The sequence below is a fragment of the Labrenzia sp. ATLA3 genome (assembly GCF_057180185.1).
This window is the reverse complement of sequence record NZ_JBXUKV010000004.1, coordinates 154,400-177,030: the sequence shown is the minus strand read 5'-3', so window position 1 is coordinate 177,030 and position 22,631 is coordinate 154,400. Positions and strand designations below refer to the sequence as shown.

Genomic DNA, 22,631 nt, shown 5'->3' with positions numbered 1-22,631 from the left:
TACCCGTTGTTTCGACTACAGCCATAACGGGAAGGGGTAACTATCCTGTTACCCCGGGGGGAAATCAGGCAACCCGCATTATTGATGACCTTGTTTGGTGTAATCGCTCGCCGTGAGGACAACTTCCACCCGTGCCGGTCCGATCGCATCCTCGAGCCTGGCTGAGAGCAGGTCTCTGAACTGGTCTATTTCCTCGGCAAGAACCGGTTTCTTTGGGTCGAGATAGACAACCACCCAATGCATGCGTCCAGCCTGCAGAACGGCAGCGCGATGAAGTCGATAGCCTTTTTCGCGGGCAAGGTTGCGGGCTGCGCGGGCGACCTTGGCGTAAGTCCCGCTGGGGGCGCTGACGCCGGCAAGATCGGCCAGTGTCGTGCGGAACGTTGACAGCGGCTGCCAGATGATTGCCAGGATCAGGACCAGAACGATGACCGCATCACCAATGGGAACAAAAGGTCCGAGGATCGTGCCTTCCAGATAGGGCAGAGAGAGCAGGGCAGCGCCCGAACCGACACTGAGCGCACCGTCGATGAGTGCTGCGCGGGCCTCGGTCTTCAGGATAGCGCTGCGCTGACCGGTGATTTTGTAGGCACGGTGAAAATTGGCTGCAAGGCCAAGGCAGATGCTGACGATGACAACCGCGTATATCGCAATTGGCCCGTACGCCAGTTGCGGTACCGCGCCTCCGGAAAAAAAGGTCCAGATTTTCGAAATCGAGACGAAGGCTGCAAAGACGAGAACGCCGATCAGGATAAGGCTTCGGAAGGTGACGTAGAGCACCTCGTCGAAATCGTGTCCCCAGGGCCTGGAGCGTGTCGGTGGCAGGCCGACCCTTGCACCGATGCGTGCCGCCGCAATGGCGGAAATGAAGTTGACCGCCGAATAAAGGCCGTCCACCAGCATGGCATCTGACCTGGACGCCCATGCGGTCAGGAGGCCGGCAGCGGCCATGAACAGGTTGGCCCATTTGCCGACGACAAGCGCTTTGCGTTCGGTTGCCAGGTTCTGCGCCGCATTTGCCGACATCGCTTGATCTAGTTGCCTCGTTTCAGGGATCCGAGCAAGCCGCGCACCAGCGCCCGGCCAAGTGAAGAGCCTATGCTTCTGGCAGCGGATTTGAGCCCCGCTTCCAGAGCCGTGTCACGCTGGCTACGGCGATTGCTGCGCCGCTTCCTGCTTTCCTGGCGGGGTCTGTCGTCGCGTCCAAAGTCAGGGAGCTGGAAGCCGGAGCGGGAGCGGCGGGGCTCGCCATGCTTTTTGGCATAGCTGTCTTCCTTTTCCTGGCGCCGCTGCTCCTGTTGCTGGGCTTCTTCCGCGCGGCCCATCAGCACCTCGTAAGCCGACGTGCGGTCACGGGTGCGCTCGTACGTGCCGAAGACCGGGCTGGACTGGATCAGCGCGCGCCGTTCTGCCTGGGTAACCGGGCCGAGCCGCGAACAGGGAGGACGGATCAGGGTGCGCTGAACAACCGATGGAATGCCTTTGCCTTCCAGGGTGGAGACCAGGGCTTCACCGACGCCAAGCTCGGTGATCACCCGTTCGGTGTTGAGGTCCGGATTGGGGCGGAAGGTTTCGGCCGCTGCCCGCACGGCCTTCTGGTCGCGCGGGGTGAAGGCGCGCAGGGCGTGCTGGATGCGGTTGCCAAGCTGGGAAAGCACGGTCTCCGGCACGTCCAACGGGTTCTGGGTGACGAAATAGACACCGACCCCCTTGGAGCGGATCAACCGGACGACCTGTTCCACCTTTTCGATCAGTGCCTTGGGCGCACCGGAGAACAGAAGATGGGCTTCATCGAAGAAGAACACCAGTTTCGGCTTCTCCGGATCGCCGACTTCCGGCAGTTCCTCAAAGAGTTCAGACAGCATCCAGAGCAGAAACACACCGTAGAGGCGCGGAGCGGACATGAGTTTGTCTGCTGCAAGAATATTGACAACGCCCCGTCCGTCCGGCGCTGTGCGCATGAAGTCCCGGATGTCCAGTGCCGGTTCACCGAAAAAGTGCTCACCGCCCTGGCGCTCCAGCACCAGAAGCCGGCGCTGAATGGCCCCGACCGAGGCCTTGGAGACGTTGCCGTAAATGCTCGACAGCTCCGACGCACGCTCCGCGACATGGGCGAGCATGGCCCTGAGGTCCTTCAGGTCCAGCAGCAGAAGGCCCTCATCGTCAGCCAATTCGAACAGAACGTTCAAAACGCCTTCCTGGGTGTCGTTGAGTTCCAGAAGGCGCGCCAGAAGCAGGGGGCCAATTTCGGAGACTGTGGTGCGGATCGGGTGGCCTTGTTCGCCAAGTAGGTCCCAGAACACTGAGGGAAAGGCTTCATAAGTATAGTCGGCGGCAATGCCGACATCGCTGGCCCGCTTTTCAAGAAAGTCCTTGGAAACGCCTGCTGTCGCGAGACCTGACAGGTCGCCCTTGATATCAGCGCAGAAGACGGGAACACCGGCCTTTGAAAAGCCTTCGGCAAGGATCTGCAGCGACACGGTCTTGCCCGTACCGGTGGCGCCCGCAATCAAGCCGTGGCGGTTGGCAAGCTTGAGCGTGAGGGTTTCGTCCCTGGTGCTGGACCCAATGAAAATACTGTCTTTCGCCGTCACGAGTTTCCCCCGAATCCCTTTATCTTGCCGCAGCGTAGAGCCTTTCGCGACGAGATTGAAACATTCTGTTGCCACGTGCAGGTGGGCAAGCACGCAAGGTGGATGCGGCATAGTCGAGCAGAAAGGGAATTGACCATCGACGCGGACACCTTGGGGCTTGTATAGAGAAGCCAAACAGGCGCCGGATGACGTGGCGCCGGTCATTTGATCAGGAGATTTTCATGGAAGAGCTCATCAAGCGGATCATGGCGGCAGCAGACATTGATGAAGATGTCGCCAAGAACGCCATCGGCATTATCTTGGGCTTTCTGAACAAGGAAGGTCCGGAAGACAAGATGCAGCTCATCTTCGATGCTCTTCCGGGTGCGCAGGAACTGGTCGAGGCACGGGCTGCAGCCGCATCCGGCGGTGGCTTTCTGAGCGGCCTTGGAAGCATGATGGGCGGTGGCATGGGCGCCATGGCCGCGCTGAATGAATTGACCAATGCCGGCCTCGATATGGATGGCGTGCAAAGTGTTGTCAAAGAACTCGTTTCCTATGCTAAGGAAAAAGCAGGGGACGACGTTGTGAATGAAGTGGTTTCACAAATTCCGGGGCTGAGCCAGATCGTTTGACTGTCCCAAGGTTCGGTCACCGGTTGATTAGGGAGTTCTGAGCACATGTCTTATTCCATCGATGAAATCGAAGGTATCGGCCCGGCCTATGCTGCAAAGCTTGGCGAAGCAGGCATCAAGACGACGGAAGCCTATCTGGAACGTGCGAAGGACCCGAAGGGTCGCAAGGCACTTGAAGAAGCAACCGGCATTGAGGGCAAGCGGATACTGAAATGGGCCAACATGGCGGATCTGATGCGCATCAGCGGTGTCGGTGAAGAATATTCAGAACTTCTGGAAGCGGCCGGGGTCGACACGGTGAAGGAACTGAAGCATCGCAATGCCGCAAATCTTGCGGAGAAGATGCAGGAAGTGAATGAGGCGAAAAAGCTTGTTCGCCAGGTACCGAGCGAAAGCCAGGTCACTAAATGGGTCGAGCAGGCCAAGGAATTGCCGCCGATGATGACCTACTGAGGTCGGCGAGCATCATTACAGAGCGACAATAAAGGCGTGCGGTGAGCGCGCCTTTTTCATTTGGTGTTTGGCCAGTTGAATCTGCCGCCTGAAGCGCGAACCGGACACGGTCTGATCTGAGGGGATTGATTGTCGGGTTGTGCGCTGAAACAAAACAGGCGCACCGAAGTGCGCCTGTTGTTAGCTGCGAAAAGAGGTCGGCTCGGAATGCGACGTCAGACGCTGATCTGGCCGTAGCGAAGCGCTTCAACCACTGTGTGGGTCTTGTTCGAAGCGTTCAGCTTGACGCTGGCATTCTGCAGATGAGCGTGGACGGTCCGCTGCGAGATGTCGAGCACGTCTGCAATTTCGCCGGCGGTCTTGCCGTAGGCTGTCAGCTCCAGAACTCTGCGTTCCCGGGTCGACAAGGCGCCCGGCCGCTGTCCGGAGATCACACCGAGTTCGCGCAGGCGCGAGAAGGCGGCAGCGGCGAGGGCTTCCAGGTTGGACAGATCGTATTTATTGACCTGGAGAGCCGGGCCGCTCGCGAATACGAAGGCCTGGAAGGGATAGAGTTCCGTCACGGGGATGACGAGGACCTGGCTTCCTTCTCCGGCGGATGCCAGAAGGTCGGAATGCTCCATGTCACCGGCGGAGATTGTCCAGACGCGCGCCCGGTTGGAGCCGAGTCCGAGCATCAAAGCGCTGTCATTTGCGGAAAGCGAAGTGCTTTCAATTCCATCGTTGCGTTGATCGGGCCACCGGAACCTTTGAACGAGATTGTCGATCGGACGGTTCGGCATTGGCAAGCCAGTAATCAGAATATGCGTGGCCCCCATGCGGCGAAGGTTCGATTCCAAGATATCGAGCACATGATGGGCGGCATTTGCTTCCGAGATTGCTCTCAGCTTGCTCTTCAATTCCGTTTGATCAAGCATTGTGCACATCCTTTGCGGCTTGTGAGGCCGCTTCTTTGCGGGCGTCCGGACGCGTGCCGGATCATCCGCTGATGGGTGATAACCGTGACCGCCAAACCCATTCAGGTAAGTGTCAGACCCCGGTGCCGCGCATTTGTTATGAGGGTAGAAATTCCCATGCGTCAGCAGATACACGCTACAATACAATTGATGATCGTACCAATAGGGAAAAATGGCAAACTTAGCTTATTCCGCCAAAAAATTGACAAGATGCCGCCTAGAAGAAGCCCGAAAGTCTTTTGGCGTGCTGTTTAACGTCTTCGTAAGCGTATGTTGAAAAGCGTATTTCGTAGAGAATTTTATTTTTTATACGTCTAATTAATTCTGACAGGGATTCGCAATTCATGGTTGTTCTGGCTTCACCCTGCGGTGACTGGGGGAGCTCCCAAACCTTACCCATTCTGCTGAGTTGCCAAGCTTCAGGGCCAGGGACTAAAACGGGGCCAGGGAGTAAGTGCCATGACAAACAGCTTTACCGGACCTGACAGTTTCTATTCTGCCGACGCGGAGGCCTGGTGGGCGGCCGTGGACAAGGCCCTGAAAGGCGGTTCCCGACAGAAGCTCTATGGAAAGACGGACGACGGACTGGACATAGCTCCGCTTTATGAGCGCAGCACGGACAGTCCCGCCCGGGCGCTGAGGTCATCTGCCGGTGACTGGTCCGTGGTTCAGCGGGTCGATATTCCCGACCCCAGCGAGGCAAATGCCCAAATTCTGGAAGATCTGGAAGGAGGCGCCAGCGGCCTCGATCTGATTTTCCGGGGGGCAGCTGCTTCCTACGGGAATGGCATCCGGGTCGAAGATCTTTCCGGTCTCGATTGCCTGCTGAAAGGGGTCGAACTCGATCTCATTGATGTGCGCTTCGAAGCAGGGCGGGAAAACGTCGAGGTATTCGCCTCCCTTCTGGCTTTGCTAGAAAAACGCAAGATCGATCCAGCGAACGTTCGCCTGACGGCCGGTGTTGATCCCCACGGCTGGGTTGCACTCAATGGCATCGCATTGGCCGACATGGAAATGGCCTACAGACATTTCCGCGACATGGTGGTCTCCACTCATGATTACGGCAGCCCGGCGCGGGTCCTGAAGGCCGACGGTCGCATCTGGCATGAGGCAGGCGCAACGCCCGCACAGGAGCTTGCCCTGGTGTTGGCGTCTGCGACAGCGCATTTGCGGTTGCTGGAGGGAACGAGGCTTGCACCCGAGCAATGGGCTGACAAAATTTCATTCAGCCTGATCGCGGAAGCCGATCAGATCGGAACGATTGCCAAGGCGCGTGCCATGCGTTCGCTCTGGGCGGCTGTTCTGGACGGGGCAGGGCTGCCGCAGGCGGGCCTGCAGCTTCATATGTCAACGTCCTACAGAATGCTGACGCGTCGGGATCCCTGGGTCAATCTGCTGCGCAACACGGTGGCGACCTTCGCGGCGGGTGTCGGGGGGGCAGACAGTGTCTGCGTCCTGCCACATACGCAGGCTGTCGGACTTCCCGACGGATTTGCCCGCAGGCTTGCCCGCAATACGCAGACGATCCTTCTGGAAGAAAGCAATCTTGCCAAGGTCATTGATCCGGCGGCAGGCTCGGGCGCCATTGAGGAGCGAACGAACACTGTTTGCGAGGCTGCCTGGGGTCTCTTCCAGGAAATCGAAGCGGCTGGCGGGCTGTTCGAGGCGGTGCGCACCGGATTGGTGCATGAGCGTATCGCGGTCGCCAGAACCAGCGTTGCCAAAAAGATTGCGACCAGAAAACGCCCGATCACCGGCGTGAGCGAGTTTCCGGATCTTGCGGAAAAGAAGGTCGCCGTTCTGAAGTCGAGCGAAGAGAACATTGCCGGTGTGAGCGGGCCGCGCAAAGACCTGCCGGAGCCCGACGATGGCGAGCGCTTCGCCGTTCTCCGCCAGCTTGCACTTGAGGGCGTACCGTTGAATGAGCTGGGAATGCGGCTGGACCTTCTGCCGCGCGACTATTCTTTGCCGAAGCTGGATACGGCGCGGATAGCGGAACCTTTCGAGCAGTTGCGCGCCAGGGCCGATGCGTTCGAGAAAGCCGTGTCGGATGCACCGGCGGTGTTTCTGGCCTCTCTGGGCAGCCTTGCGCAGTTTTCCGCCCGCGCCACCTGGACGGCAAATGCTTTTGCGGCTGGCGGGGTGACCTCCGTGGGGCCTGCTGTCTATGCCTCGGTTGAAGACCTTGTTGCGGATTTCCGCAAAAGCGGCGCCGCGCTTGCCTGCCTGGTATCCTCCGACGATGTTTACGAGGCCGAAGCGGAAGCTGCGGCTCGCGCGCTGAAATCGGCAGGTGCCGGTTATCTTTACCTTGCAGGCCGCCCGGGAGAGCGGGAAGATGCCTATCGTAAGGCCGGTGTGGATGCCTTCGTCTTCGCCGGGTGCGATCTGCTGGCCCTGCTGAAGGATGCATTCGACCGGCTGGAGACCCGTGAAGGGCTCGAGCTGACAGATCTGGAGGTCCAATCATGAGCAGGATCCCGAATTTCGCCGATAAGCCGTTCCGGCAAATCGTCAAGGCCGCGGACGCCGGCACTCAGGAAAGTTGGCAGACGCCGGAAGACATCATGGTTCCGCCGGTCTACGGCGCGCAGGATCTTGAAGGTCTGAAGCACCTGGACACCTGGCCCGGCCTGCCGCCGTTCCTGCGTGGTCCATACCCGACCATGTACGTTCAGCAGCCCTGGACCGTGCGCCAATATGCCGGGTTTTCGACAGCTGAAGATTCCAACGCCTTTTACCGGCGCAACCTTGCCGCCGGTCAAAAGGGCCTGTCGGTCGCCTTCGACCTTGCCACGCACCGGGGTTATGACAGCGATCATCCGCGTGTTTCCGGCGATGTCGGCATGGCGGGGGTCGCAATCGACTCCATCTATGACATGCGCACGCTCTTTTCCGGCATTCCGCTGGACAAGATGAGCGTTTCCATGACCATGAACGGCGCCGTGCTGCCGGTTCTGGCGCTTTACATCGTGGCTGCGGAAGAGCAGGGCGTTGACCAGAAGGATCTGTCGGGCACCATTCAGAACGACATTCTCAAGGAGTTCATGGTCCGCAACACCTATATCTATCCGCCCAAGCACTCCATGCGGATCATCTCGGACATCTTCAAATATACGTCCCAGAACATGCCGCGTTTCAATTCGATCTCCATTTCCGGCTACCACATGCAGGAAGCCGGGGCGACGGCGGATCTGGAACTGGCCTATACGATTGCCGACGGCATCGAATATGCCCGCGCCGGTGTCGCTGCCGGCATGGACATCGACCAGTTCGCACCAAGGTTGTCCTTCTTCTGGGCCATCGGAATGAACTTCTTCATGGAAGTTGCCAAGCTGCGTGCCGCACGCCTGATCTGGGCAACGTTGATGGAAGAGAACTTCCAGCCGAAGAACCCGAAATCCCTGTCGCTCCGTACCCATTCACAGACATCGGGTTGGTCGCTGACGGCACAGGATGTCTTCAACAACGTCATCCGCACCTGTGTGGAAGCCATGGCGGCCACACAAGGCCACACCCAGTCGCTGCACACAAACGCGCTGGACGAGGCGCTGGCTTTGCCGACCGACTTTTCCGCCCGTATCGCCCGCAACACCCAGCTCTTCCTGCAGCAGGAAAGCGGCACGACGCAGGTGATCGATCCCTGGGGCGGGTCCTATTACGTCGAGAAACTGACGGCCGACCTTGCCGAGAAGGCCATGGCGCATATCCGCGAAGTGGAAGAACTCGGCGGTATGGCGAAAGCCATCGAGAAGGGCATTCCGAAGCTGCGCATTGAGGAGGCCGCCGCCAAGACCCAGGCGCGGATCGACAGCGGTGCGCAGACGGTGGTGGGCGTCAACAAGTTCAAACCGGACAGCGAGCAGGCGATCGACGTTCTCAAGGTCGACAATGCTCAGGTGCGTGCTGCCCAGATCGACAAGCTCAAGCGCCTGCGCGAGGAACGCAATGAAGCAGAGACCCAGGCCGCTCTGGAAGCCTTGACGCAATGTGCGGCTTCGGGCGAGGGCAATCTGCTGGATCTGTCCGTCAAGGCCGCACGGGCGAAAGCAACCGTGGGCGAGATTTCGCTGGCAATGGAAAAGGTGTTCGACCGGCACAAGGCTGAGATCAAGTCGATTGCCGGGGTCTACAAACGGGAGGCCGGGGCCATGTCCGGGACGATCGAGAAAGTCCAGAAGCTGGTGGAAGCCTTCGAGGAAAACGACGGCCGCCGTCCGCGTATCCTGGTGGCCAAGATGGGTCAGGACGGGCACGACCGCGGCCAGAAGGTGATTGCCTCCGCATTTGCCGATCTCGGTTTCGACGTCGATATCGGACCGCTGTTCCAGACCCCGGAAGAAGCTGCAAGGCAGGCCGTTGAAAACGATGTGCATGTGGTCGGCGTGTCATCGTTGGCGGCGGGGCATCTGACGCTGGTGCCAGCCCTGAGGCGGGCGCTGGCCGAGGAAGGCCGGGAAGACATCATGATCGTGGTTGGCGGGGTTGTGCCACCTCAGGATTATGACGAACTCTACAAGTCCGGCGCGGCTGCGATCTTCCCACCGGGCACGGTGATTGCCGAAGCGGCCATCGGCCTGATCGGCAAGCTGAACGAACAGCTCGGTTACGGGTCCGCCGAAGCCGCTGAATAGGCCCGGGCTGAAAAAGCTACAGGAGCCGTGGAGGTGGCTGCATGGGCGAGATGCTGACCGGTGGCTGCCTGTGCGAGGGGGTGCGCTACCGCTGTGAGGCGGCGCCCAAGCTGACCGTTCACTGCTATTGCTCGGATTGCCGGAAACTTGGCGGAACCGGTCATTCGACCCATACGGTTTTCGATGAGGATGCCTTTGTCCTGACCGGTGAGGTGACTGAATACGTCAAGACCGCTGATAGCGGCCGTTCTATCAACCGGCGTTTCTGCCCCGTCTGCGGAAGTCCGGTCTTCCACACCCGCACGGGAATGGAGGGGCTGGTAGTGGTTCGGACGTCGAGCCTGGACACTCCGGAGGCGGTCAAGCCGACGCGGGCAATCTATGTCTCGCGCGCAGTGTCTTGGGATCCTGTCGACACCAGCCTGCACTGTTACGAGGAAATGGCGCCCCAAAAGGCTCAGGGCTGACGATGTGGTTCAGTTCCTCTCTTTGGCGGGTAACTGATGGAACGGAACAGGCGGTTCCTGGTATATGCCGAACAGATATGGCCCCATACGCCAGTGGATTTCCGTTAAGACGCGGGTGGGGCCCTTGTTGTCGTCGATCAGAATACGGTCCGGCTTGGGCACGTCCGGCTCCTGCGCACGTGGTCTGTCATGTTGAGCGACGCCATCAAAACCTGGGCGAAGCGCATCAAGCGCGATCTTCATGCCCTCTATCTGGCTGGCCGCGACCCGAGGGTACCCTGGTATGTGAAGGGGCTGGCCATCGCGATTGCCGCATACGCTCTCTCACCCATTGACCTGATACCGGATTTCATTCCGGTGATCGGTTATCTCGATGACCTGCTGCTCGTGCCGCTTGGCATCTATCTGGCGGTGAGGCTCATTCCACCGCAGGTCATGGCCGAATGCCGGGCGGAAGCTGCCAGAAGACAGGACAGGCCGCCTGTCAGCCGGATGGCGGCAGGACTGGTCCTGCTTGTCTGGACCGGTGGGGCCCTGGCAATGATGGTGTGGATCTGGCGGCTTCTTCCGGTCTGACCCTCAGACGCGTTGTCCGGTTCGTCGGGACTGTTTCGCAAAAAGGGGAAGTCCTCCACCGAGGCATTCCCAGCTTTTTTTGGGGAGGTCCTGTCAGCCGAGAGTGGCAAGTCCCGTCAGATCGACCAGCACCGCTTTGGGAGACAGGTCGAGATATTCGTCTGGCATGCCCATACGGTTCATCCACACCGTGCGGAAGCCGAACGCGGTCGCGCCTGCAATATCCCAACGGTTGGAAGACTGAAAGGAGACTTCTTCCGGATAGATCCGGAAGTGGGTCGTGACCATTTCATAGACCAGCGGATCGGTCTTGAAGGTTCGAAGGTCATCGACGGAAAAGATCTCGTCAAAGAGTTCCGTCAGACCGGCAGCCTTGGCGGCTGCTTCCAGCATCGCCGGAGACCCATTGGAGAGGATGGCGATTTTCGCGCCGGTCGCCTTCAGGTTGGTCAGGACCTGTGGCACTTCCGGATAGCAGTCAAGTTCCCAATACGCGCTGAGAAGGTCTTCACGCAGCGACTTGTCAGCGGAAGGCACCAGGGCGAACGCGGTGTCCAGGCCCTGCTGGGTCAGCTCCCAGAAGTCCAGGTACTTGCCCATCAGGGCGCGCACCCAGGAATACTCGAGCTGTTTTTCCCGCCAAAGCGAGGACAGTCTCTGAGCGTCCGGGCCGAGTTTTTCCGCGTGTTTGCGGACGGCTGCATGCACGTCGAACAAGGTTCCATACGCATCGAACACGTAAGCAGCATGCGCCATCTTCAAGACCTCCAAGTCCTTTCACGAAACGGCGGAAGAGAACAACCTGAGGCCTCCTGCGTCAAGCGCCGCTATCTGCAACACAGGACGCTGGCACGACTTTTCCCGCTATTGTCACCTGCTATGCACAGGTGGCAGTGTTATCGCGCCGTTTTCCTCAACCGGCCAGAACGGGTTGTAGGCGATCTCAAGCAGGTGGCCTCCCGGCAGTTCCACATAGGAGGAGTAGCCGCCCCAGAAGGCTTTCTGGGGTTCCTTGACCGGTCTTGCTCCAGCGGCCAGAGCTTTCAGAAAGCTTTGGTCCACTTCGGCTTCCGACCTGCCGTTCCAGGCGAGGGTGACCGCTCCGGTGGGGCTGGCGGTTACAGGCCGTCCGATCTCTTCTTCCAGCGAGGCGCGGCCATAAAGGGCAAATACGCTGCCGGGAACCTGAAAGAACACCACGTCGGGGCCAGGTGAAGAATGGACTTGCCATCCCAGACCGTCTTCGAAGAAACGGCGTGTTTCGGCGACGTTTTCAACCACCAGTGTCGTCACGGAAATGCGCTGTTCCATCCCGCTCTCCCAAGATTGAGGAAGGAACATATAGAGAACTTCGCACGGTGAGAGTCAATGGCCTGGGTGCAGATCAGGCGGGTTATGGCCAGACCAGGCGGTGGGACTCACACCTGCCGGTTGCTTGAGGGGGTGGGGAAAATTTATATCGAATATGTTTGATTTTGGTTGTTTTCATTCCGATTATACTGGCATTTGCGAATAAAGACGACAACTTTCCGGATTTTTTCGGCAAGCTATTGACCTGCCGGGGTGGTGGGTGTTGTTTCGGCGGACAAACAGCACGACCGCAACGCGGAAAAGGAAACGGACATGAGCGGATGGAGTGAAACCTGGACCTGGATCGACGGGGCTTGGCACGAGGGCAATCCGCCGATCATGGGCCCACGCACGCACGCCTCCTGGCTCGGTTCCAGCGTTTTTGACGGCGCTCGCTTCTTTGAAGGCGTAATGCCGGACATCGATCTTCACTGCAAACGTGTCAACGATAGTGCAGAGGCGCTGGGCATGAAGCCGACCATGCAGGTGGGGGAAATGGTCGAACTGTCCAAGGAAGGCTGTGCGAAGTTTGGCGGAGACAAGCAGATTTACGTCAAGCCGATGTACTGGATAGAGAGTGACGGACCCGGTGTTGTCGCGGGCGATCCCGACAGCACGCGCTTCTGCCTGTGCCTGTTCGATGCGCCGATGGCGGACAAGGACGCAGCCATGAACATCACGCTGTCGCCGTTCCGCCGCCCGACGCTTGAATGCATGCCGGTCAACGCCAAGGCTGGGTGCCTTTATCCCAACAACGCCAGGGCCATGCTTGAGGCCAAGGGGCGGGGTTTCGACAATGCTATTGTTCGCGACATGCTTGGCAATGTTGCCGAGCTGACGTCGGCCAATGTCTTCATGGCCAAGGAAGGCAAGGTTCATACGCCGGTACCAAACGGCACTTTCCTGAATGGGATTACCCGTCAGCGCGTCATTCAGTTGCTGCGGTCCGCCGGCTATGATGTTTACGAGCGCACCATGGACTATGGCGAATTTCTGGAAGCGGACGAAATCTTCTCGACCGGTAACTACAGCAAGGTCACACCGGTCAAGCGGATTGATGAGCGTGACTTGCAGCCGGGCCCGATTGCGGCACGCGCAAGAGAACTCTACTGGGAATTCTCCCACGCCTGAGCGGCAAGCGTCACCTGACGACCAGTGCCGCAGCAACCACAAGTGCTGCTGCGGCCGCCAGAGAGGAAGCGGTAAAGGATCCGGTCAGGTGGTGCATCTGGCCCGCGATCCAGGGCCCGGCCATCTGTCCGACACCAAAACTTGCCGTAAGAACCGCCAGCATCTGACGGATTGCCGCCGGACCGTCCCCACTGGCCTCGCGCCGTGCCTCCATGAGGCCAAGGGCTGTGATCCCCATGAAGGTTGCCCCGAGAAGTGCCGCGCCCAGCAGGAAAAGCGCAGGCACTGTGCTGATGGCCGTCAGGGCGACGCCAGCGGCTTCCAGAATGCAAGCAAGCGCAAAACCCTTCCGGGTTCCCAGCCGCGCTGCGATCCTGTTCCAGACGTAAATCGAGGGCGCGGCGCACAGGCCGACTGTCAGCCAGACATATGCTTCGGTTGACTGAAGCGCCGGATTGGCACGTGCAATCGTGTTGATGAAGGTCGCGGTGATGACGTAGCCGAACCCGAACAGGCCATAAGCCAGTATCAGCCGGATACGGCTCGCGGACCCGAATGGGGAGGACCGGGCGGCGCCCGGGGAGGTGTGTGCCGTTGTTGAGCCCGGCACGGGCACCGGTCCGGTCGGCACCAGAAAGGCTGCGACCAGCAGAAAGCAAAGCGTTGCTGCGCCGCTCGCCAGCCAGAGCATGCGCCAATCCGCCCCCAGATGCGCAAGGACAGCGACGAGGATCGCGGAAAAGGCGATGCCGCAACCGACACCGGCGAAATGCAGGGCGCTTAACCCGCCGCGTCCGGCTTCCGTCAGCCTTTCCAGGATCAGGCTGGTGGAAAAGACCAGCGCAAAGGCACTTGCGACACCGCTGGCAAAGCGGATCAACAGGAACAGCGGCAGAGCGGTGGTCAGTGCCATCGCGGCGCTGGTGAGCGCGCTGGCGATCAGTCCGCCCAGAAACCACATGCGAGGACTGCCGGGCAGCGACCTTGAGGCACCGGCAAGCGCCCCGGCCAGATAACCGAGAAAGTTCGCCGACGCGATCAGGCCTGCATCGTCGGGCGGCAGCGACAAACCGTCGGTCATGAAGGGCAGGATCGGAGTATAGACAAACCGGCCGATTCCCATGGCGGCTGCAAGGGAGAGCAGGCCGCCGAAAGCCAGTGTGGTGGGAGAGCGTGGTGTGGCTGACATGGGTTCCGAGGGGCAGTCGATAGAGAATAGGCAGAAGGCCTCAGTGGCCATTGAGGCTATCTTGCACGATTGAACCGGATTGTCATTTGCAGGTCGGAGCCGGCTGGGGAGGCGGACAATTGAGGATGGACAGCGAATGATGCTGTCGAGATCAATCAGTGAAACACAAAAGCCCCGCAATGCGTCCATTGCAGGGCTTTTTGTTTTAAGGAAGTTGGCTCAGTTGCTAGAGCGAGCCGGCTGAACAACAGGAGCGACGAGGCGGGCGTTGGTGCGTTTTGCCTTGCGCAGGGCCTTGGTCCGCATCGTCTTGGCCTTGTAACCGGGGATCTGGGTCATGCTGGCCCCATGGACGCCGTCACAATGGTCCAGGCTCTCGCCGTAGCAACTGTTCGGGTAGCCGCTGGTCGTTGCGTTACAATGCGAAATCCAGTTGTTGTAGCATTCGCCAAGATTACTTCCGTCACTGGGGGCAGCTTGAGACGAGATTGTGGTCCCGACCAGAATGCTTCCAGAAACAATAAGGGCGATTGCGTAAGTATTATTCAATTTCATGACTATCTCCTAATAAAAGTCGGCCATCTCTGGCTACGGAGATCAATTTAATTCTTGTTGTCTGGAATGTACGTGTTGCAAGTCACACAATCTTATTTTTGAAAATTATTGTTCACGTTCTTGTGATTGATGCAACCTGGGACGGTTGAAAGCGTTCCACCTGCGGGAAATGTCAATGGCAGATCGCGCGCCTGAAAATAAAAAGAAAAAATTTCTTTATTTTGAGGTTCCGCGCTTGCCGTGTCGGCCCAGCAATCCTATTTTGCCGCTCGACGCGGTCATTCGGACGTTGACTGAAGATGTCTGAATGTTGCCGCCCGTCACCGACCTTTTGAGGAGTTTGTCATGTCTTTTGAATTGCCTGACCTGCCGTATGCATATGATGCGCTGGCCCCTTACATGTCTGCTGAAACGCTCGAGTTTCACCACGACAAGCACCACCAGGCTTACGTAACCAAAGGCAACGAGCTGCTCGCCGGCAGCGGCCTGGAAGGCAAGTCGCTGGAAGAGATCGTCAAGGGTAGCTACGGCAAGAACGCTCCGCTGTTCAATAACGCCGGTCAGCATTACAACCACATCCATTTCTGGAAATGGATGAAGAAAGATGGCGGCGGCAGCTCCCTTCCGGGCGCTCTTTCTTCTGCAATCGACAGCGATCTCGGTGGGTTCGACAAGTTCCGCGCCGATTTCATCGCCGCAGGTGTTGGCCAGTTCGGCTCCGGTTGGGCATGGCTCGCTGTGAAGGACGGCAAGCTGGAAATCATGAAGACGCCGAACGGTGAAAACCCGCTGGTGCATGGTGCCGCGCCGATCCTTGGCTGCGATGTGTGGGAACATTCCTATTACATCGACTATCGCAACGCGCGTCCGAAATATCTGGAAGCTTTCATCGACAGCATGGTCAACTGGGACTACGTGCTGGAAATGTACGAAGCAGCGACGAAGTAACTCGGGTCACATCCCGTTTCTTGAAACCCCGGCCTGGAAAGGCCGGGGTTTTTTGTTTGGTTGTTTCGTCAGCGTTGACGGTGTGTTCACCGCTGAGCCGTCACCTCACGAGACCGTGATTTCAAGACTGGGTGGTCCATGGGTTGTACTCTCTCAGGTGAATCATTGCCTATGGCAATTTCCACGAGAGGGAGAGAACGATGCGAATGATCAAATCCGCTGTTGTGTTGGGTCTGGCGGCCGGGATCGGCCTTGCCGGAACGATCGCTCAGGCGTCTGACGACCCGATTGCGACCCGGCAGGCCATCATGTCTTCCGTCGGCGCAGCCGCCGGACTTGGTGGCGGTATGATGAAAGGGGAGATTGCCTATTCGCCTGCCGCCGGAAAAGCGGCCATCGCGACCATGCGCGCTGCATCGCTGTCATTTGGCGATTTCTTCCCCGCAGGGTCTGATCAGGGGAAAACCGGCGCGGCGGCTGCCATCTGGGAAGATCCGGACGGTTTCTCGGCCGAATTGGCAAAATTTGCGGCAGCCACGGCAAAAGCTTCGGAAGCTGCTGGCAAAGACGGCCCGGCGGATGTGGAAGCGTTCAAGGCTGCGATGGGGCCCGTATTCGGCTCTTGCAAATCGTGCCACGAAACTTACCGTAAGAAAAACTGATCGGCTGAATTCAGGAGCTTTCGGTGCCCGGTGCCACCAGGCCGGCTCCAGCTTGTGAGACAGATCAGCGGCATTTCATCCCCTCGGGGCTGAAGAGCCGCTGTTTTGGTGTTCAGCTGCAGGCGGAACCCAGGGAGACTCCATGAAAAAGGCTGTCATCGTCCTCGTCGTGCTTGGCGTTGTTGCCGCAGCTGCGGGGTGGTTTCTGTCCGCGCCGACGACATTGAACCAGGCCCAGCTTGCCGCCTTCGCACCAGGAGATGCCGCGCAAGGAGAGCTGGTCTTCTGGGCCGGAGGGTGCACGTCCTGTCATGCTGCCAAGGACGCTGAAGGAGACGACAAGCTGAAGCTTGGCGGTGGCCTGCGTCTGGAAACGCCTTTCGGTGTGTTTGTCGCGCCCAATATCTCCTCCAGCACGGCAGACGGTATCGGCGCCTGGTCGCTTGAAGATTTCGCCAATGCCATGACACACGGCACATCGCCGGACGGGCGAAACTACTATCCGGCTTTTCCATATACGTCCTATGCCCGAATGTCCGGCGCGGATATCGGCAACCTTTATGCCTTCCTGAAAACGCTGCCGGCTGTTGAGGGCAAGGCTCCCCCGCATGAACTCGGTTTCCCGTTCAATATCCGCCGGGGCATCGGGCTCTGGAAGCGTTTGTTCCTGGATCCGGCGCCGGTCATTGCCGCGCCTGCAGCCGGGGGGGATGTTGATACCGCACTCTGGGAGCGTGGCCGGTATCTGGTGGAAGGGCCGGGCCATTGCGGCGAATGCCATACGCCCCGCAATCTTGCCGGTGGGCTGGAGCTGACCAGGTGGCTCGGTGGGGCGCCCGCGCCCACAGGGGAAGGCCGCATTCCCGACATAACTCCGGTAGAGGGCGGATTCGGCAGCTGGAGTGCTGCTGACATCGCCTATTATCTGGAAAGCGGATTCACGCCGGAATACGATTCCGTTGGCGGAGAAATGGTGCATGTTCAAGAGAATATGGCCAAACTTCCCGCAAGCGATCGTGAGGCGATCGCCGCCTATCTGAAAGCCATCCCGGCCGTTGTTCAAACGGCCAACTGACGTCACATCACGGACCATCAGACATTTCCATGACCCCATCGCAGCAAATTTCAATCGTAGCGGTTGAAACCGAGGAAGATCTTGCCGAGGTCCGACGCCTGTTCCGCGCCTATGTCGACTGGCTCGGGATCGACCTCTCCTATCAGGGCTTTGAGGAGGAACTTGCAAGCCTGCCGGGAAAATATGCGCCGCCTGTGGGGGCGCTGTTTCTGGCGAAAGACGGAGAGGGGATCGTTCTCGGTTGTGTTGCTCTGAGAGCATTCGGACAAGACGGCGCGTGCGAAATGAAGCGGCTATACGTCTTGCCGGAGGGGCGCGGTCAGGGTGTGGGCGGTGCGCTGGTGGAGGCGGTGGTCAAGGCGGCAGAGGCTGCAGGCTACCGCGAAATGCTGCTGGACACGCTGCCAAGCATGACAGGTGCCATCAAGCTTTACAAAGCCGCAGGTTTTCAAAATGTCGACGCCTATTACGATACGCCGATAACCGAGACGGTTTTCTTTAGAAAACAATTACTTGGGTAGAGTTTCGCGAGCTTTCAAACAAAACCACCCGCGAGCAGGTGGCCAAGTTTTCTTTTTTATTATTGGGTCGTTTTGCCCGTGCACAGTTGTTCAAAAGATCTGAGAGCGCCTCTGCGGCTTTGATTTAGTTATATTCTACTAATTGATAATACGGAGGAACAGGTGCCGTTGCAAGCCATTGATCAATCAAGTGGCAATGACCGCTTCCACTTCGACCTTCAGGTCAGAATGAAAGAGGGCGGCAACACAGACCAGTGAACTGGCTGGCATGTCAGTTTCATAGAGGTCTGTCAGGGTCGACCGGATTTCCGGCAAATCCGACATGTCGGTCACAAACACGGTTACTTTCGGCAGATCCTTCAATGAGCTTCCGAAGTGGGCCGCGACAGTCTGTAACTGATTGAATATCTCGTTCACCTGCGGGCCGGCCGAGGCGGCCTGCGCAGCTGAGCCGAAGGCTGTGAAGCCGGAGGTATAGACTGTCTGTCCATGCCGCACGGCATGGGAATAGGGCCCGGCAGGCAGGCCCAGTTCCTTGATGTTCTGTCTGATCAAAGACAACTTCTTTCCAATCCTGATTACGGCAACCGGGCGGCGAGGTAGTGCGTTGCCTTTTGCACGGGTGGGCCCAGAAAAAAGGCGATGACGGCGGCAGCAGGCCAGGCAAGGCGAAAGGCGTTCATCCATTGCCAGAAGAAACTGTCGTTCCAGCCGAGATTCAGGAAGGTGACCCAGCATGACATCAGGAGCGACAGACCCAGCGACATCAGGCTTGTTGCGATCAATCGGGTCTTCATGGCCGCTTACCTTTCGCTCGCTTCGCCTGTACCGATCTCGCCGAGCTGCTCGATGTAGCTGACCTGGGTCAGGTTCTTGGCGAGATAGGCCTTGGTGTGCGGCATTTCGAAGTGGGCTGCCAGGGCGGCCTTGTCGGTCCAGCTCTCCCAGAGAGTGAACTTGTCGGGATGCTCCAGGTTCTGCCGGATTTCGAAGAAGTTGCAGCCCGGTTCGTGCTGGGTTTCGGCCGCCAGCCGGCGCAATTCCATTTCGGCCGTGGCCTGGTCCGCGCCCTGTTGCAGCTCAATACCTGCGCTGATGAAATAGTTGCCCATGACTGTCTCCATTGTGTTTGTTGGATGAAGACAGATTTATTGATTTCTGATTATCTAATCTATATCGGAGAATGGTAGCTTAAATTTCGAAATTGGAATTATGCTCGACGACATCGCCTTGTTTGTTCACATCGCGCGCCATCGAAGCCTTGCGAAGGCTGCAGCGCATCTGGGGTTGCCTGCGGCGACGGTGACGCGCCGCCTGGCGAAGCTGGAAGAAACCATTGGCACGCAGCTGGTTTTTCGCTCTGCGCGTAAATTCGAGCTGACAGGGGCGGGGGACGCCTATTTTGAGTCTTTTGCCGATCTCGTTCAAACCGCAGAGACGACACTTGATGGATTGAGCGATGATCTGCATGGCCTCCGGGGCGCCATGAAAGTGGCTGCACCCACCAATATTTCCATCGGAATTCTGGAACCCATGTGGTCCGGATTTCTGAAGGCTTATCCGGAAATCCGGCTGACACTGGCCCTCAGTAACGAGAACAAGGACCTGCTTGAACACAAGGTGGATATTGGCTTGAGAGCAGGACCGCAGACCGATGAGCGCCTTTTCCAGAAACGTCTCGGGGTGATCGCGACCGTGCTGGTGGCGGCACCGTCCTATCTTGAAGAGGCAGGTGCGCCGGAAACACCGCAAGAGATCAGTGAGCACAAGGTGGTGCGGGTGTCGACATTGCCGCAATGGCAGTTGACCCACCGGGAAACGGGCGCTCGGGAAACCGTGCCGCTGGATGCACGCGTGGTTGTCGATGATATCAGCATGGCCAGGCAACTCACCAGCGATGGTCACGGACTCGCCCTGCTGCCCGCGAGCGAGATTTCGGACGATCTGGTGTCAGGTCGTCTGACGCCGGTTCTTGCCAGCTGGCAAGGCCAGCAGCGGGACATTTTCGCGGTGTGGCCAACCGGCAAACTGCTGAACGCGCGGGTACGCTGCCTGCTCGATTACATGGAAACCTTCATGGCGGCGTTTCCGGTGTTACAGGGAGCCGTGTTTGAGCCAGAGCCGGCCTGATCCGGCCGTTGGCTTATGCAGTGTAGGGATTGCAGCGAATGTAGCGCGGCTGATCGATGTAGCTGGACATGACGGAAAGCCATGCCTTGCACTCGCCCTGCGTCTTGAAACAACCTGCCTGGGAGATGATGTATTTCTGGCTGAAGTTGAAGACCTTGCCGCTGGCAATGCCCTTCCAGCCGCTGCCGCTGAAGCTGCGGCAGTCATAAGGCGTGTTGTAGGTGCTGGGAATGTCCTGCCGGTTCTTGGTGAAGGTCGGGGAGAACAGCAGCGTTTCCACCACATTTCCGCCCGTCGTCTCATAGGACTGGCACGCGGCAAGGCTCAGGGACGCGGCAACGACCGGAACCAGACGCAATCCCTTTTTCAACCCATGAACAACGTGGTGCGGAAAAGAGCGGTAGCAGGTCATCACAGGCTCCAGTGAACAGGATCGGCGCGGTCCGGGACCGTTCAATTGATTGATTTGCAACGACTCTCACATGAGCCGAAGACCGGGGCAAAATCAAGTCACGTTCGCTTGGCTGATATCCGCCGCAGCGCGTGATTGGTTTCGCCTGTGTCAGGCGTACGGGGTATGCCGCACGCCTGACGGGTTCGAAGGTTGCACTGTGTCAGGCTTTTCCGGTCACCATAAGGGCGAAGGCCTGAGATTCGGCAACTTCCTTCAGCCGGTCGAAACGGCCGGAGGCGCCGCCGTGGCCGGCTTCCATGTTGGTTTTGAGCATCAGCAGCTTGTCGCCGGTGGCTGTTGCCCGCAGTTTGGCAACCCATTTGGCCGGTTCCCAATAGGTCACGCGCGGATCGGTCAAGCCGCCGACCGCCAGGATGGCCGGATAGGCCTTGGCCTCGACATTGTCGTAGGGCGAATAGGAGGCGATGTAATCGTAGGCTGTCTTGTCGCTGATCGGATTGCCCCATTCGGGCCATTCCGGCGGGGTGAGCGGCAGCGTGTCGTCCAGCATTGTCGACAGAACATCGACGAAGGGAACTTCGGCAATGATGCCGCCGAATTTTTCCGGTGCCAGATTGGCGACGGCACCCATCAGCATGCCGCCCGCCGAGCCGCCCTGGGCGACGATGTGCTCATAGGAGGTGAAGCTTTCCGCAACCAGGTGATCGGCCGCTGCAATGAAGTCGGTGAAGGTGTTCTTCTTGTTCTCTCGCCGCCCATCCTTGTACCAATGGAAGCCCTTGTCCTTGCCACCGCGAATATGGGCAATCGCATAGACAAAGCCCCGGTCGACCAGCGACAGGCAATTGGTGTTGAAGCTTGCCGGAATAGTGATTCCGTAAGAGCCATAGCCGTAAAGCAGCAGCGGTGCGGAGCCGTCGAGCCTGGTGTCCTTTCGGTACAGCACGGAAACCGGCACAGTCTCGCCGTCGGCGGCGGGCGCCATCAGGCGGCGGGTGACATAGTCGCCCGCGTTATGGCCGGAGGGCACTTCCTGTTCCTTGCGCAGAACACGCTCGCGGGTCTCGACATTGTAGTCGAATGTCTGCGACGGCGTGGTCATGGAGGAATAGGAAAAGCGGATCGTGCTGGTGTCGAACTCGTAGCCGCCTCCAAGGCCGAGCGAATAGGCCTCCTCGTCGAAAGCGATGGAATGTTCGATCTTGTCCGCAAGCCGGTGGATCACGATGCGCGGCAGGCCGTCCTCGCGCTCCAGCCGCGTCATGAAACTCTTGTAGACGCAGTGGGACAGGATCAGGCACCCCGGCTTGTGCGGCACGAGGTCCGACCAGTTCTGGCGGCCAGGGTTGCTCTTGGGCGCGGTGACGATCTTGAAGTCCTCGGCGCCACCTGCATTGGTCAGGATGTAAAGCGTGTCGCCATGATCGTCGATGGAATATTCGATGCCGGTTTCGCGCTCTGCGACGAGCACCGGTTCGGCAGTCGGATCACTTGCCGGGATCATCCAGACTTCGGACGTCTCATGGTCGTGAATGTCGATGACGATGGTGTCACCGGACTGGGTCTTGCCGACCCCCATGAAGAAGCCGGCATCCTTTTCCTCGTAGACGAGCACATCGCTGGCTGGGTCGGTGCCGATCTCGTGCCGGAAGAGCTTTGAAGGCCGATGGTTGGCGTCCAGACGAACGTAGAACACGTAACGACTGTCTTCGGAGAAAACGCCGCCGCCGCCCGTATCTTCGATGGCGTAGTCGAAATCTTTGGCCGTCGCGGCGTCGCGCAGTCTGAGCGAATAATATTCCGAGCCCTTGTCATCATAGGCCCAGGCTATGAGCTTGTGATCCGTCGACTGGCTGACACCGCCGATCCGGAAATAGGACGTGCCCTCGGCTTCCTTGTCGCCGTGGAGAAGTACCGTTTCCTCGCCGCCATCGCGCGGGGTCCGGAAGAAGATCGGTTGCTGGCCACCAGTTTCGTATTTGAGGCCATAGGCGAAGGGGCCGTCGGGTGAGGGGACCGAACTGTCGTCTTCCTTGATGCGGCCGCGCATTTCAGCAAAAAGCTGTTCCTGCAGAGCCTTCGTCGGCGCCATCTGCGCTTCCTGGTAGGTATTTTCCGCTTCCAGATAGGCGCGGATATCGGCATCCAGCACGGAAGGGTCTTTCATGACCTCCTGCCAGTTGTCTGCCCGCAGCCAGGCAAAGTCGTCCTGGCGAGCAACGCCGTGGGTCTCAAGGGTGACGGGGCGCGCAGTGGCGCGCGGGGGGAGGGCATCCTGTTTCATGGATCCGAGGTAGGATTTTTGAGCGGTGAAGGCAAGAGGCCAATCCTGCCGAGGCCGCCGGACGGCTGCATCTGTTG

25 protein-coding genes are annotated in these 22,631 nt (G+C 58.9%); 13 read left to right on the top strand and 12 right to left on the bottom strand.

Features of this window, described 5'->3' with window-relative positions:
• Positions 1 to 78 precede the first annotated feature (78 nt).
• Together AC2A6O_RS12270 and AC2A6O_RS12265 are read right to left on the bottom strand one after the other, a co-directional pair.
• Complete coding sequence (locus AC2A6O_RS12270) at positions 79 to 1,026, bottom strand: cation efflux transmembrane domain-containing protein (RefSeq protein ID WP_498927341.1); 948 nt, start codon at positions 1,024 to 1,026, stop codon at positions 79 to 81.
• Between the two features lie 8 nt (positions 1,027 to 1,034).
• Complete coding sequence (locus AC2A6O_RS12265; protein WP_498927339.1) at positions 1,035 to 2,594, bottom strand: helicase HerA-like domain-containing protein; 1,560 nt, start codon at positions 2,592 to 2,594, stop codon at positions 1,035 to 1,037.
• 221 nt (positions 2,595 to 2,815) lie between these two features.
• Here AC2A6O_RS12265 and AC2A6O_RS12260 point away from each other — a divergent pair, with 221 nt between their 5' ends.
• A complete protein-coding gene (locus AC2A6O_RS12260; protein WP_498927337.1) occupies positions 2,816 to 3,208 on the top strand; it encodes a DUF2267 domain-containing protein in 393 nt (130 codons plus the stop codon).
• Positions 3,209 to 3,253: 45 nt separating this feature from the next.
• On the top strand, positions 3,254 to 3,661 hold the full coding sequence (locus AC2A6O_RS12255; RefSeq protein ID WP_148586437.1) for a DUF4332 domain-containing protein: 408 nt from the start codon (positions 3,254 to 3,256) through the stop codon (positions 3,659 to 3,661).
• A 215-nt stretch (positions 3,662 to 3,876) separates the two neighbouring features.
• Here the strand turns inward: AC2A6O_RS12255 and AC2A6O_RS12250 are convergent, their stop codons facing one another.
• A complete protein-coding gene (locus AC2A6O_RS12250; protein ID WP_148586438.1) occupies positions 3,877 to 4,578 on the bottom strand; it encodes a helix-turn-helix domain-containing protein in 702 nt (233 codons plus the stop codon).
• 498 nt (positions 4,579 to 5,076) lie between these two features.
• On the opposite strand from AC2A6O_RS12250, the gene AC2A6O_RS12245 reads away from it, so the two are divergent.
• The 4 genes from AC2A6O_RS12245 to AC2A6O_RS12230 all read left to right on the top strand — a co-directional run bounded on the left by AC2A6O_RS12245 (position 5,077) and on the right by AC2A6O_RS12230 (position 10,294).
• Positions 5,077 to 7,089 (top strand): methylmalonyl-CoA mutase family protein, encoded by a 2,013-nt coding sequence (locus AC2A6O_RS12245; RefSeq protein ID WP_498927334.1) that lies wholly within the window; start codon positions 5,077 to 5,079, stop codon positions 7,087 to 7,089.
• Positions 7,086 to 9,251, top strand: a complete 2,166-nt coding sequence (gene scpA / locus AC2A6O_RS12240; protein WP_148586440.1) for a methylmalonyl-CoA mutase — start codon at positions 7,086 to 7,088, stop codon at positions 9,249 to 9,251. Before AC2A6O_RS12245 ends, scpA begins: the two co-directional genes overlap by 4 nt.
• Positions 9,252 to 9,292: 41 nt before the next feature.
• A complete protein-coding gene (locus tag AC2A6O_RS12235) occupies positions 9,293 to 9,718 on the top strand; it encodes a GFA family protein (protein ID WP_498927332.1) in 426 nt (141 codons plus the stop codon).
• 189 nt (positions 9,719 to 9,907) lie between these two features.
• Complete coding sequence (locus tag AC2A6O_RS12230; protein ID WP_498927330.1) at positions 9,908 to 10,294, top strand: YkvA family protein; 387 nt, start codon at positions 9,908 to 9,910, stop codon at positions 10,292 to 10,294.
• 93 nt (positions 10,295 to 10,387) lie between these two features.
• On the opposite strand, the gene AC2A6O_RS12225 is transcribed toward AC2A6O_RS12230, so the two are convergent.
• Both AC2A6O_RS12225 and AC2A6O_RS12220 read right to left on the bottom strand, forming a co-directional pair.
• The gene (locus AC2A6O_RS12225; protein ID WP_148586442.1) at positions 10,388 to 11,050 is read right to left on the bottom strand and encodes a haloacid dehalogenase type II; all 663 of its coding nucleotides are present in this window, start codon (positions 11,048 to 11,050) and stop codon (positions 10,388 to 10,390) included.
• 114 nt (positions 11,051 to 11,164) lie between these two features.
• Positions 11,165 to 11,605 carry a VOC family protein gene (locus tag AC2A6O_RS12220; RefSeq protein WP_498927328.1) on the bottom strand — a complete coding sequence of 147 codons (441 nt, stop codon included), beginning with the start codon at positions 11,603 to 11,605 and terminating at the stop codon, positions 11,165 to 11,167.
• A 312-nt stretch (positions 11,606 to 11,917) separates the two neighbouring features.
• Between AC2A6O_RS12220 and AC2A6O_RS12215 the strand changes: the two genes are divergently transcribed.
• A complete protein-coding gene (locus AC2A6O_RS12215) occupies positions 11,918 to 12,775 on the top strand; it encodes a branched-chain amino acid aminotransferase (protein WP_498927326.1) in 858 nt (285 codons plus the stop codon).
• Positions 12,776 to 12,785: 10 nt separating this feature from the next.
• Here the strand turns inward: AC2A6O_RS12215 and AC2A6O_RS12210 are convergent, their stop codons facing one another.
• On the bottom strand, positions 12,786 to 13,964 hold the full coding sequence (locus AC2A6O_RS12210) for a YbfB/YjiJ family MFS transporter (protein ID WP_498927324.1): 1,179 nt from the start codon (positions 13,962 to 13,964) through the stop codon (positions 12,786 to 12,788).
• A 219-nt stretch (positions 13,965 to 14,183) separates the two neighbouring features.
• The gene (locus tag AC2A6O_RS12205) at positions 14,184 to 14,519 is read right to left on the bottom strand and encodes a hypothetical protein (protein WP_498927322.1); all 336 of its coding nucleotides are present in this window, start codon (positions 14,517 to 14,519) and stop codon (positions 14,184 to 14,186) included.
• Positions 14,520 to 14,694: 175 nt separating this feature from the next.
• Between AC2A6O_RS12205 and AC2A6O_RS12200 the strand changes: the two genes are divergently transcribed.
• The 5 genes from AC2A6O_RS12200 (at position 14,695) to AC2A6O_RS12180 (ending at position 17,725) form a co-directional block, all read left to right on the top strand.
• Positions 14,695 to 14,826 (top strand): hypothetical protein, encoded by a 132-nt coding sequence (locus tag AC2A6O_RS12200; RefSeq protein ID WP_286192738.1) that lies wholly within the window; start codon positions 14,695 to 14,697, stop codon positions 14,824 to 14,826.
• Between the two features lie 38 nt (positions 14,827 to 14,864).
• Positions 14,865 to 15,467: a superoxide dismutase gene (locus tag AC2A6O_RS12195; protein ID WP_148586447.1), complete on the top strand. Its 603-nt coding sequence runs from the start codon at positions 14,865 to 14,867 to the stop codon at positions 15,465 to 15,467.
• Positions 15,468 to 15,667: 200 nt separating this feature from the next.
• The gene (locus AC2A6O_RS12190) at positions 15,668 to 16,129 is read left to right on the top strand and encodes a c-type cytochrome (protein WP_498927320.1); all 462 of its coding nucleotides are present in this window, start codon (positions 15,668 to 15,670) and stop codon (positions 16,127 to 16,129) included.
• A 142-nt stretch (positions 16,130 to 16,271) separates the two neighbouring features.
• Entirely contained in the window at positions 16,272 to 17,204 is a 933-nt protein-coding gene (locus AC2A6O_RS12185) for a c-type cytochrome (protein WP_498927318.1), read from the top strand.
• 29 nt (positions 17,205 to 17,233) lie between these two features.
• Positions 17,234 to 17,725, top strand: coding sequence for a GNAT family N-acetyltransferase (locus AC2A6O_RS12180; protein ID WP_498927316.1), 492 nt, complete (start codon positions 17,234 to 17,236; stop codon positions 17,723 to 17,725).
• A 186-nt stretch (positions 17,726 to 17,911) separates the two neighbouring features.
• Here AC2A6O_RS12180 and AC2A6O_RS12175 read toward each other — a convergent pair whose 3' ends face one another.
• Genes AC2A6O_RS12175 through AC2A6O_RS12165 form a run of 3 tightly spaced genes read right to left on the bottom strand, consistent with a single transcriptional unit; the run spans position 17,912 to position 18,837 of the window.
• Complete coding sequence (locus tag AC2A6O_RS12175; protein ID WP_498927314.1) at positions 17,912 to 18,286, bottom strand: RidA family protein; 375 nt, start codon at positions 18,284 to 18,286, stop codon at positions 17,912 to 17,914.
• A 17-nt stretch (positions 18,287 to 18,303) separates the two neighbouring features.
• The gene (locus tag AC2A6O_RS12170) at positions 18,304 to 18,522 is read right to left on the bottom strand and encodes a DUF2798 domain-containing protein (protein WP_148586451.1); all 219 of its coding nucleotides are present in this window, start codon (positions 18,520 to 18,522) and stop codon (positions 18,304 to 18,306) included.
• Between the two features lie 6 nt (positions 18,523 to 18,528).
• Complete coding sequence (locus AC2A6O_RS12165) at positions 18,529 to 18,837, bottom strand: putative quinol monooxygenase (protein WP_498927312.1); 309 nt, start codon at positions 18,835 to 18,837, stop codon at positions 18,529 to 18,531.
• Positions 18,838 to 18,937: 100 nt separating this feature from the next.
• Here AC2A6O_RS12165 and AC2A6O_RS12160 point away from each other — a divergent pair, with 100 nt between their 5' ends.
• A complete protein-coding gene (locus AC2A6O_RS12160; protein ID WP_498927310.1) occupies positions 18,938 to 19,855 on the top strand; it encodes a LysR family transcriptional regulator in 918 nt (305 codons plus the stop codon).
• A 13-nt stretch (positions 19,856 to 19,868) separates the two neighbouring features.
• Here the strand turns inward: AC2A6O_RS12160 and AC2A6O_RS12155 are convergent, their stop codons facing one another.
• Complete coding sequence (locus AC2A6O_RS12155) at positions 19,869 to 20,267, bottom strand: hypothetical protein (RefSeq protein ID WP_498927308.1); 399 nt, start codon at positions 20,265 to 20,267, stop codon at positions 19,869 to 19,871.
• Positions 20,268 to 20,469: 202 nt separating this feature from the next.
• Positions 20,470 to 22,554 carry a S9 family peptidase gene (locus AC2A6O_RS12150; protein WP_148586455.1) on the bottom strand — a complete coding sequence of 695 codons (2,085 nt, stop codon included), beginning with the start codon at positions 22,552 to 22,554 and terminating at the stop codon, positions 20,470 to 20,472.
• Between the last annotated feature and the right edge of the window lie 77 nt (positions 22,555 to 22,631).

Bases quoted from the DNA above. Each gene is read 5' to 3' on its own strand.
- AC2A6O_RS12155 (WP_498927308.1), bottom strand. From the start codon at position 20,267: ATGACCTGCTACCGCTCTTTTCCGCACCACGTTGTTCATGGGTTGAAA.
- AC2A6O_RS12180 (WP_498927316.1), top strand. From the start codon at position 17,234: ATGACCCCATCGCAGCAAATTTCAATCGTAGCGGTTGAAACCGAGGAA.
- AC2A6O_RS12225 (WP_148586442.1), bottom strand. From the start codon at position 11,050: ATGGCGCATGCTGCTTACGTGTTCGATGCGTATGGAACCTTGTTCGAC.
- scpA (WP_148586440.1), top strand. From the start codon at position 7,086: ATGAGCAGGATCCCGAATTTCGCCGATAAGCCGTTCCGGCAAATCGTC.
- AC2A6O_RS12165 (WP_498927312.1), bottom strand. From the start codon at position 18,837: ATGGGCAACTATTTCATCAGCGCAGGTATTGAGCTGCAACAGGGCGCG.
- AC2A6O_RS12170 (WP_148586451.1), bottom strand. From the start codon at position 18,522: ATGAAGACCCGATTGATCGCAACAAGCCTGATGTCGCTGGGTCTGTCG.
- AC2A6O_RS12195 (WP_148586447.1), top strand. From the start codon at position 14,865: ATGTCTTTTGAATTGCCTGACCTGCCGTATGCATATGATGCGCTGGCC.
- AC2A6O_RS12185 (WP_498927318.1), top strand. From the start codon at position 16,272: ATGAAAAAGGCTGTCATCGTCCTCGTCGTGCTTGGCGTTGTTGCCGCA.
- AC2A6O_RS12200 (WP_286192738.1), top strand. From the start codon at position 14,695: ATGGCAGATCGCGCGCCTGAAAATAAAAAGAAAAAATTTCTTTATTTT.
- AC2A6O_RS12205 (WP_498927322.1), bottom strand. From the start codon at position 14,519: ATGAAATTGAATAATACTTACGCAATCGCCCTTATTGTTTCTGGAAGC.
- AC2A6O_RS12160 (WP_498927310.1), top strand. From the start codon at position 18,938: ATGCTCGACGACATCGCCTTGTTTGTTCACATCGCGCGCCATCGAAGC.
- AC2A6O_RS12250 (WP_148586438.1), bottom strand. From the start codon at position 4,578: ATGCTTGATCAAACGGAATTGAAGAGCAAGCTGAGAGCAATCTCGGAA.
- AC2A6O_RS12210 (WP_498927324.1), bottom strand. From the start codon at position 13,964: ATGTCAGCCACACCACGCTCTCCCACCACACTGGCTTTCGGCGGCCTG.
- AC2A6O_RS12190 (WP_498927320.1), top strand. From the start codon at position 15,668: ATGCGAATGATCAAATCCGCTGTTGTGTTGGGTCTGGCGGCCGGGATC.
- AC2A6O_RS12270 (WP_498927341.1), bottom strand. From the start codon at position 1,026: ATGTCGGCAAATGCGGCGCAGAACCTGGCAACCGAACGCAAAGCGCTT.
- AC2A6O_RS12235 (WP_498927332.1), top strand. From the start codon at position 9,293: ATGGGCGAGATGCTGACCGGTGGCTGCCTGTGCGAGGGGGTGCGCTAC.
- AC2A6O_RS12255 (WP_148586437.1), top strand. From the start codon at position 3,254: ATGTCTTATTCCATCGATGAAATCGAAGGTATCGGCCCGGCCTATGCT.
- AC2A6O_RS12245 (WP_498927334.1), top strand. From the start codon at position 5,077: ATGACAAACAGCTTTACCGGACCTGACAGTTTCTATTCTGCCGACGCG.
- AC2A6O_RS12150 (WP_148586455.1), bottom strand. From the start codon at position 22,554: ATGAAACAGGATGCCCTCCCCCCGCGCGCCACTGCGCGCCCCGTCACC.
- AC2A6O_RS12220 (WP_498927328.1), bottom strand. From the start codon at position 11,605: ATGGAACAGCGCATTTCCGTGACGACACTGGTGGTTGAAAACGTCGCC.
- AC2A6O_RS12230 (WP_498927330.1), top strand. From the start codon at position 9,908: ATGTTGAGCGACGCCATCAAAACCTGGGCGAAGCGCATCAAGCGCGAT.
- AC2A6O_RS12260 (WP_498927337.1), top strand. From the start codon at position 2,816: ATGGAAGAGCTCATCAAGCGGATCATGGCGGCAGCAGACATTGATGAA.
- AC2A6O_RS12215 (WP_498927326.1), top strand. From the start codon at position 11,918: ATGAGCGGATGGAGTGAAACCTGGACCTGGATCGACGGGGCTTGGCAC.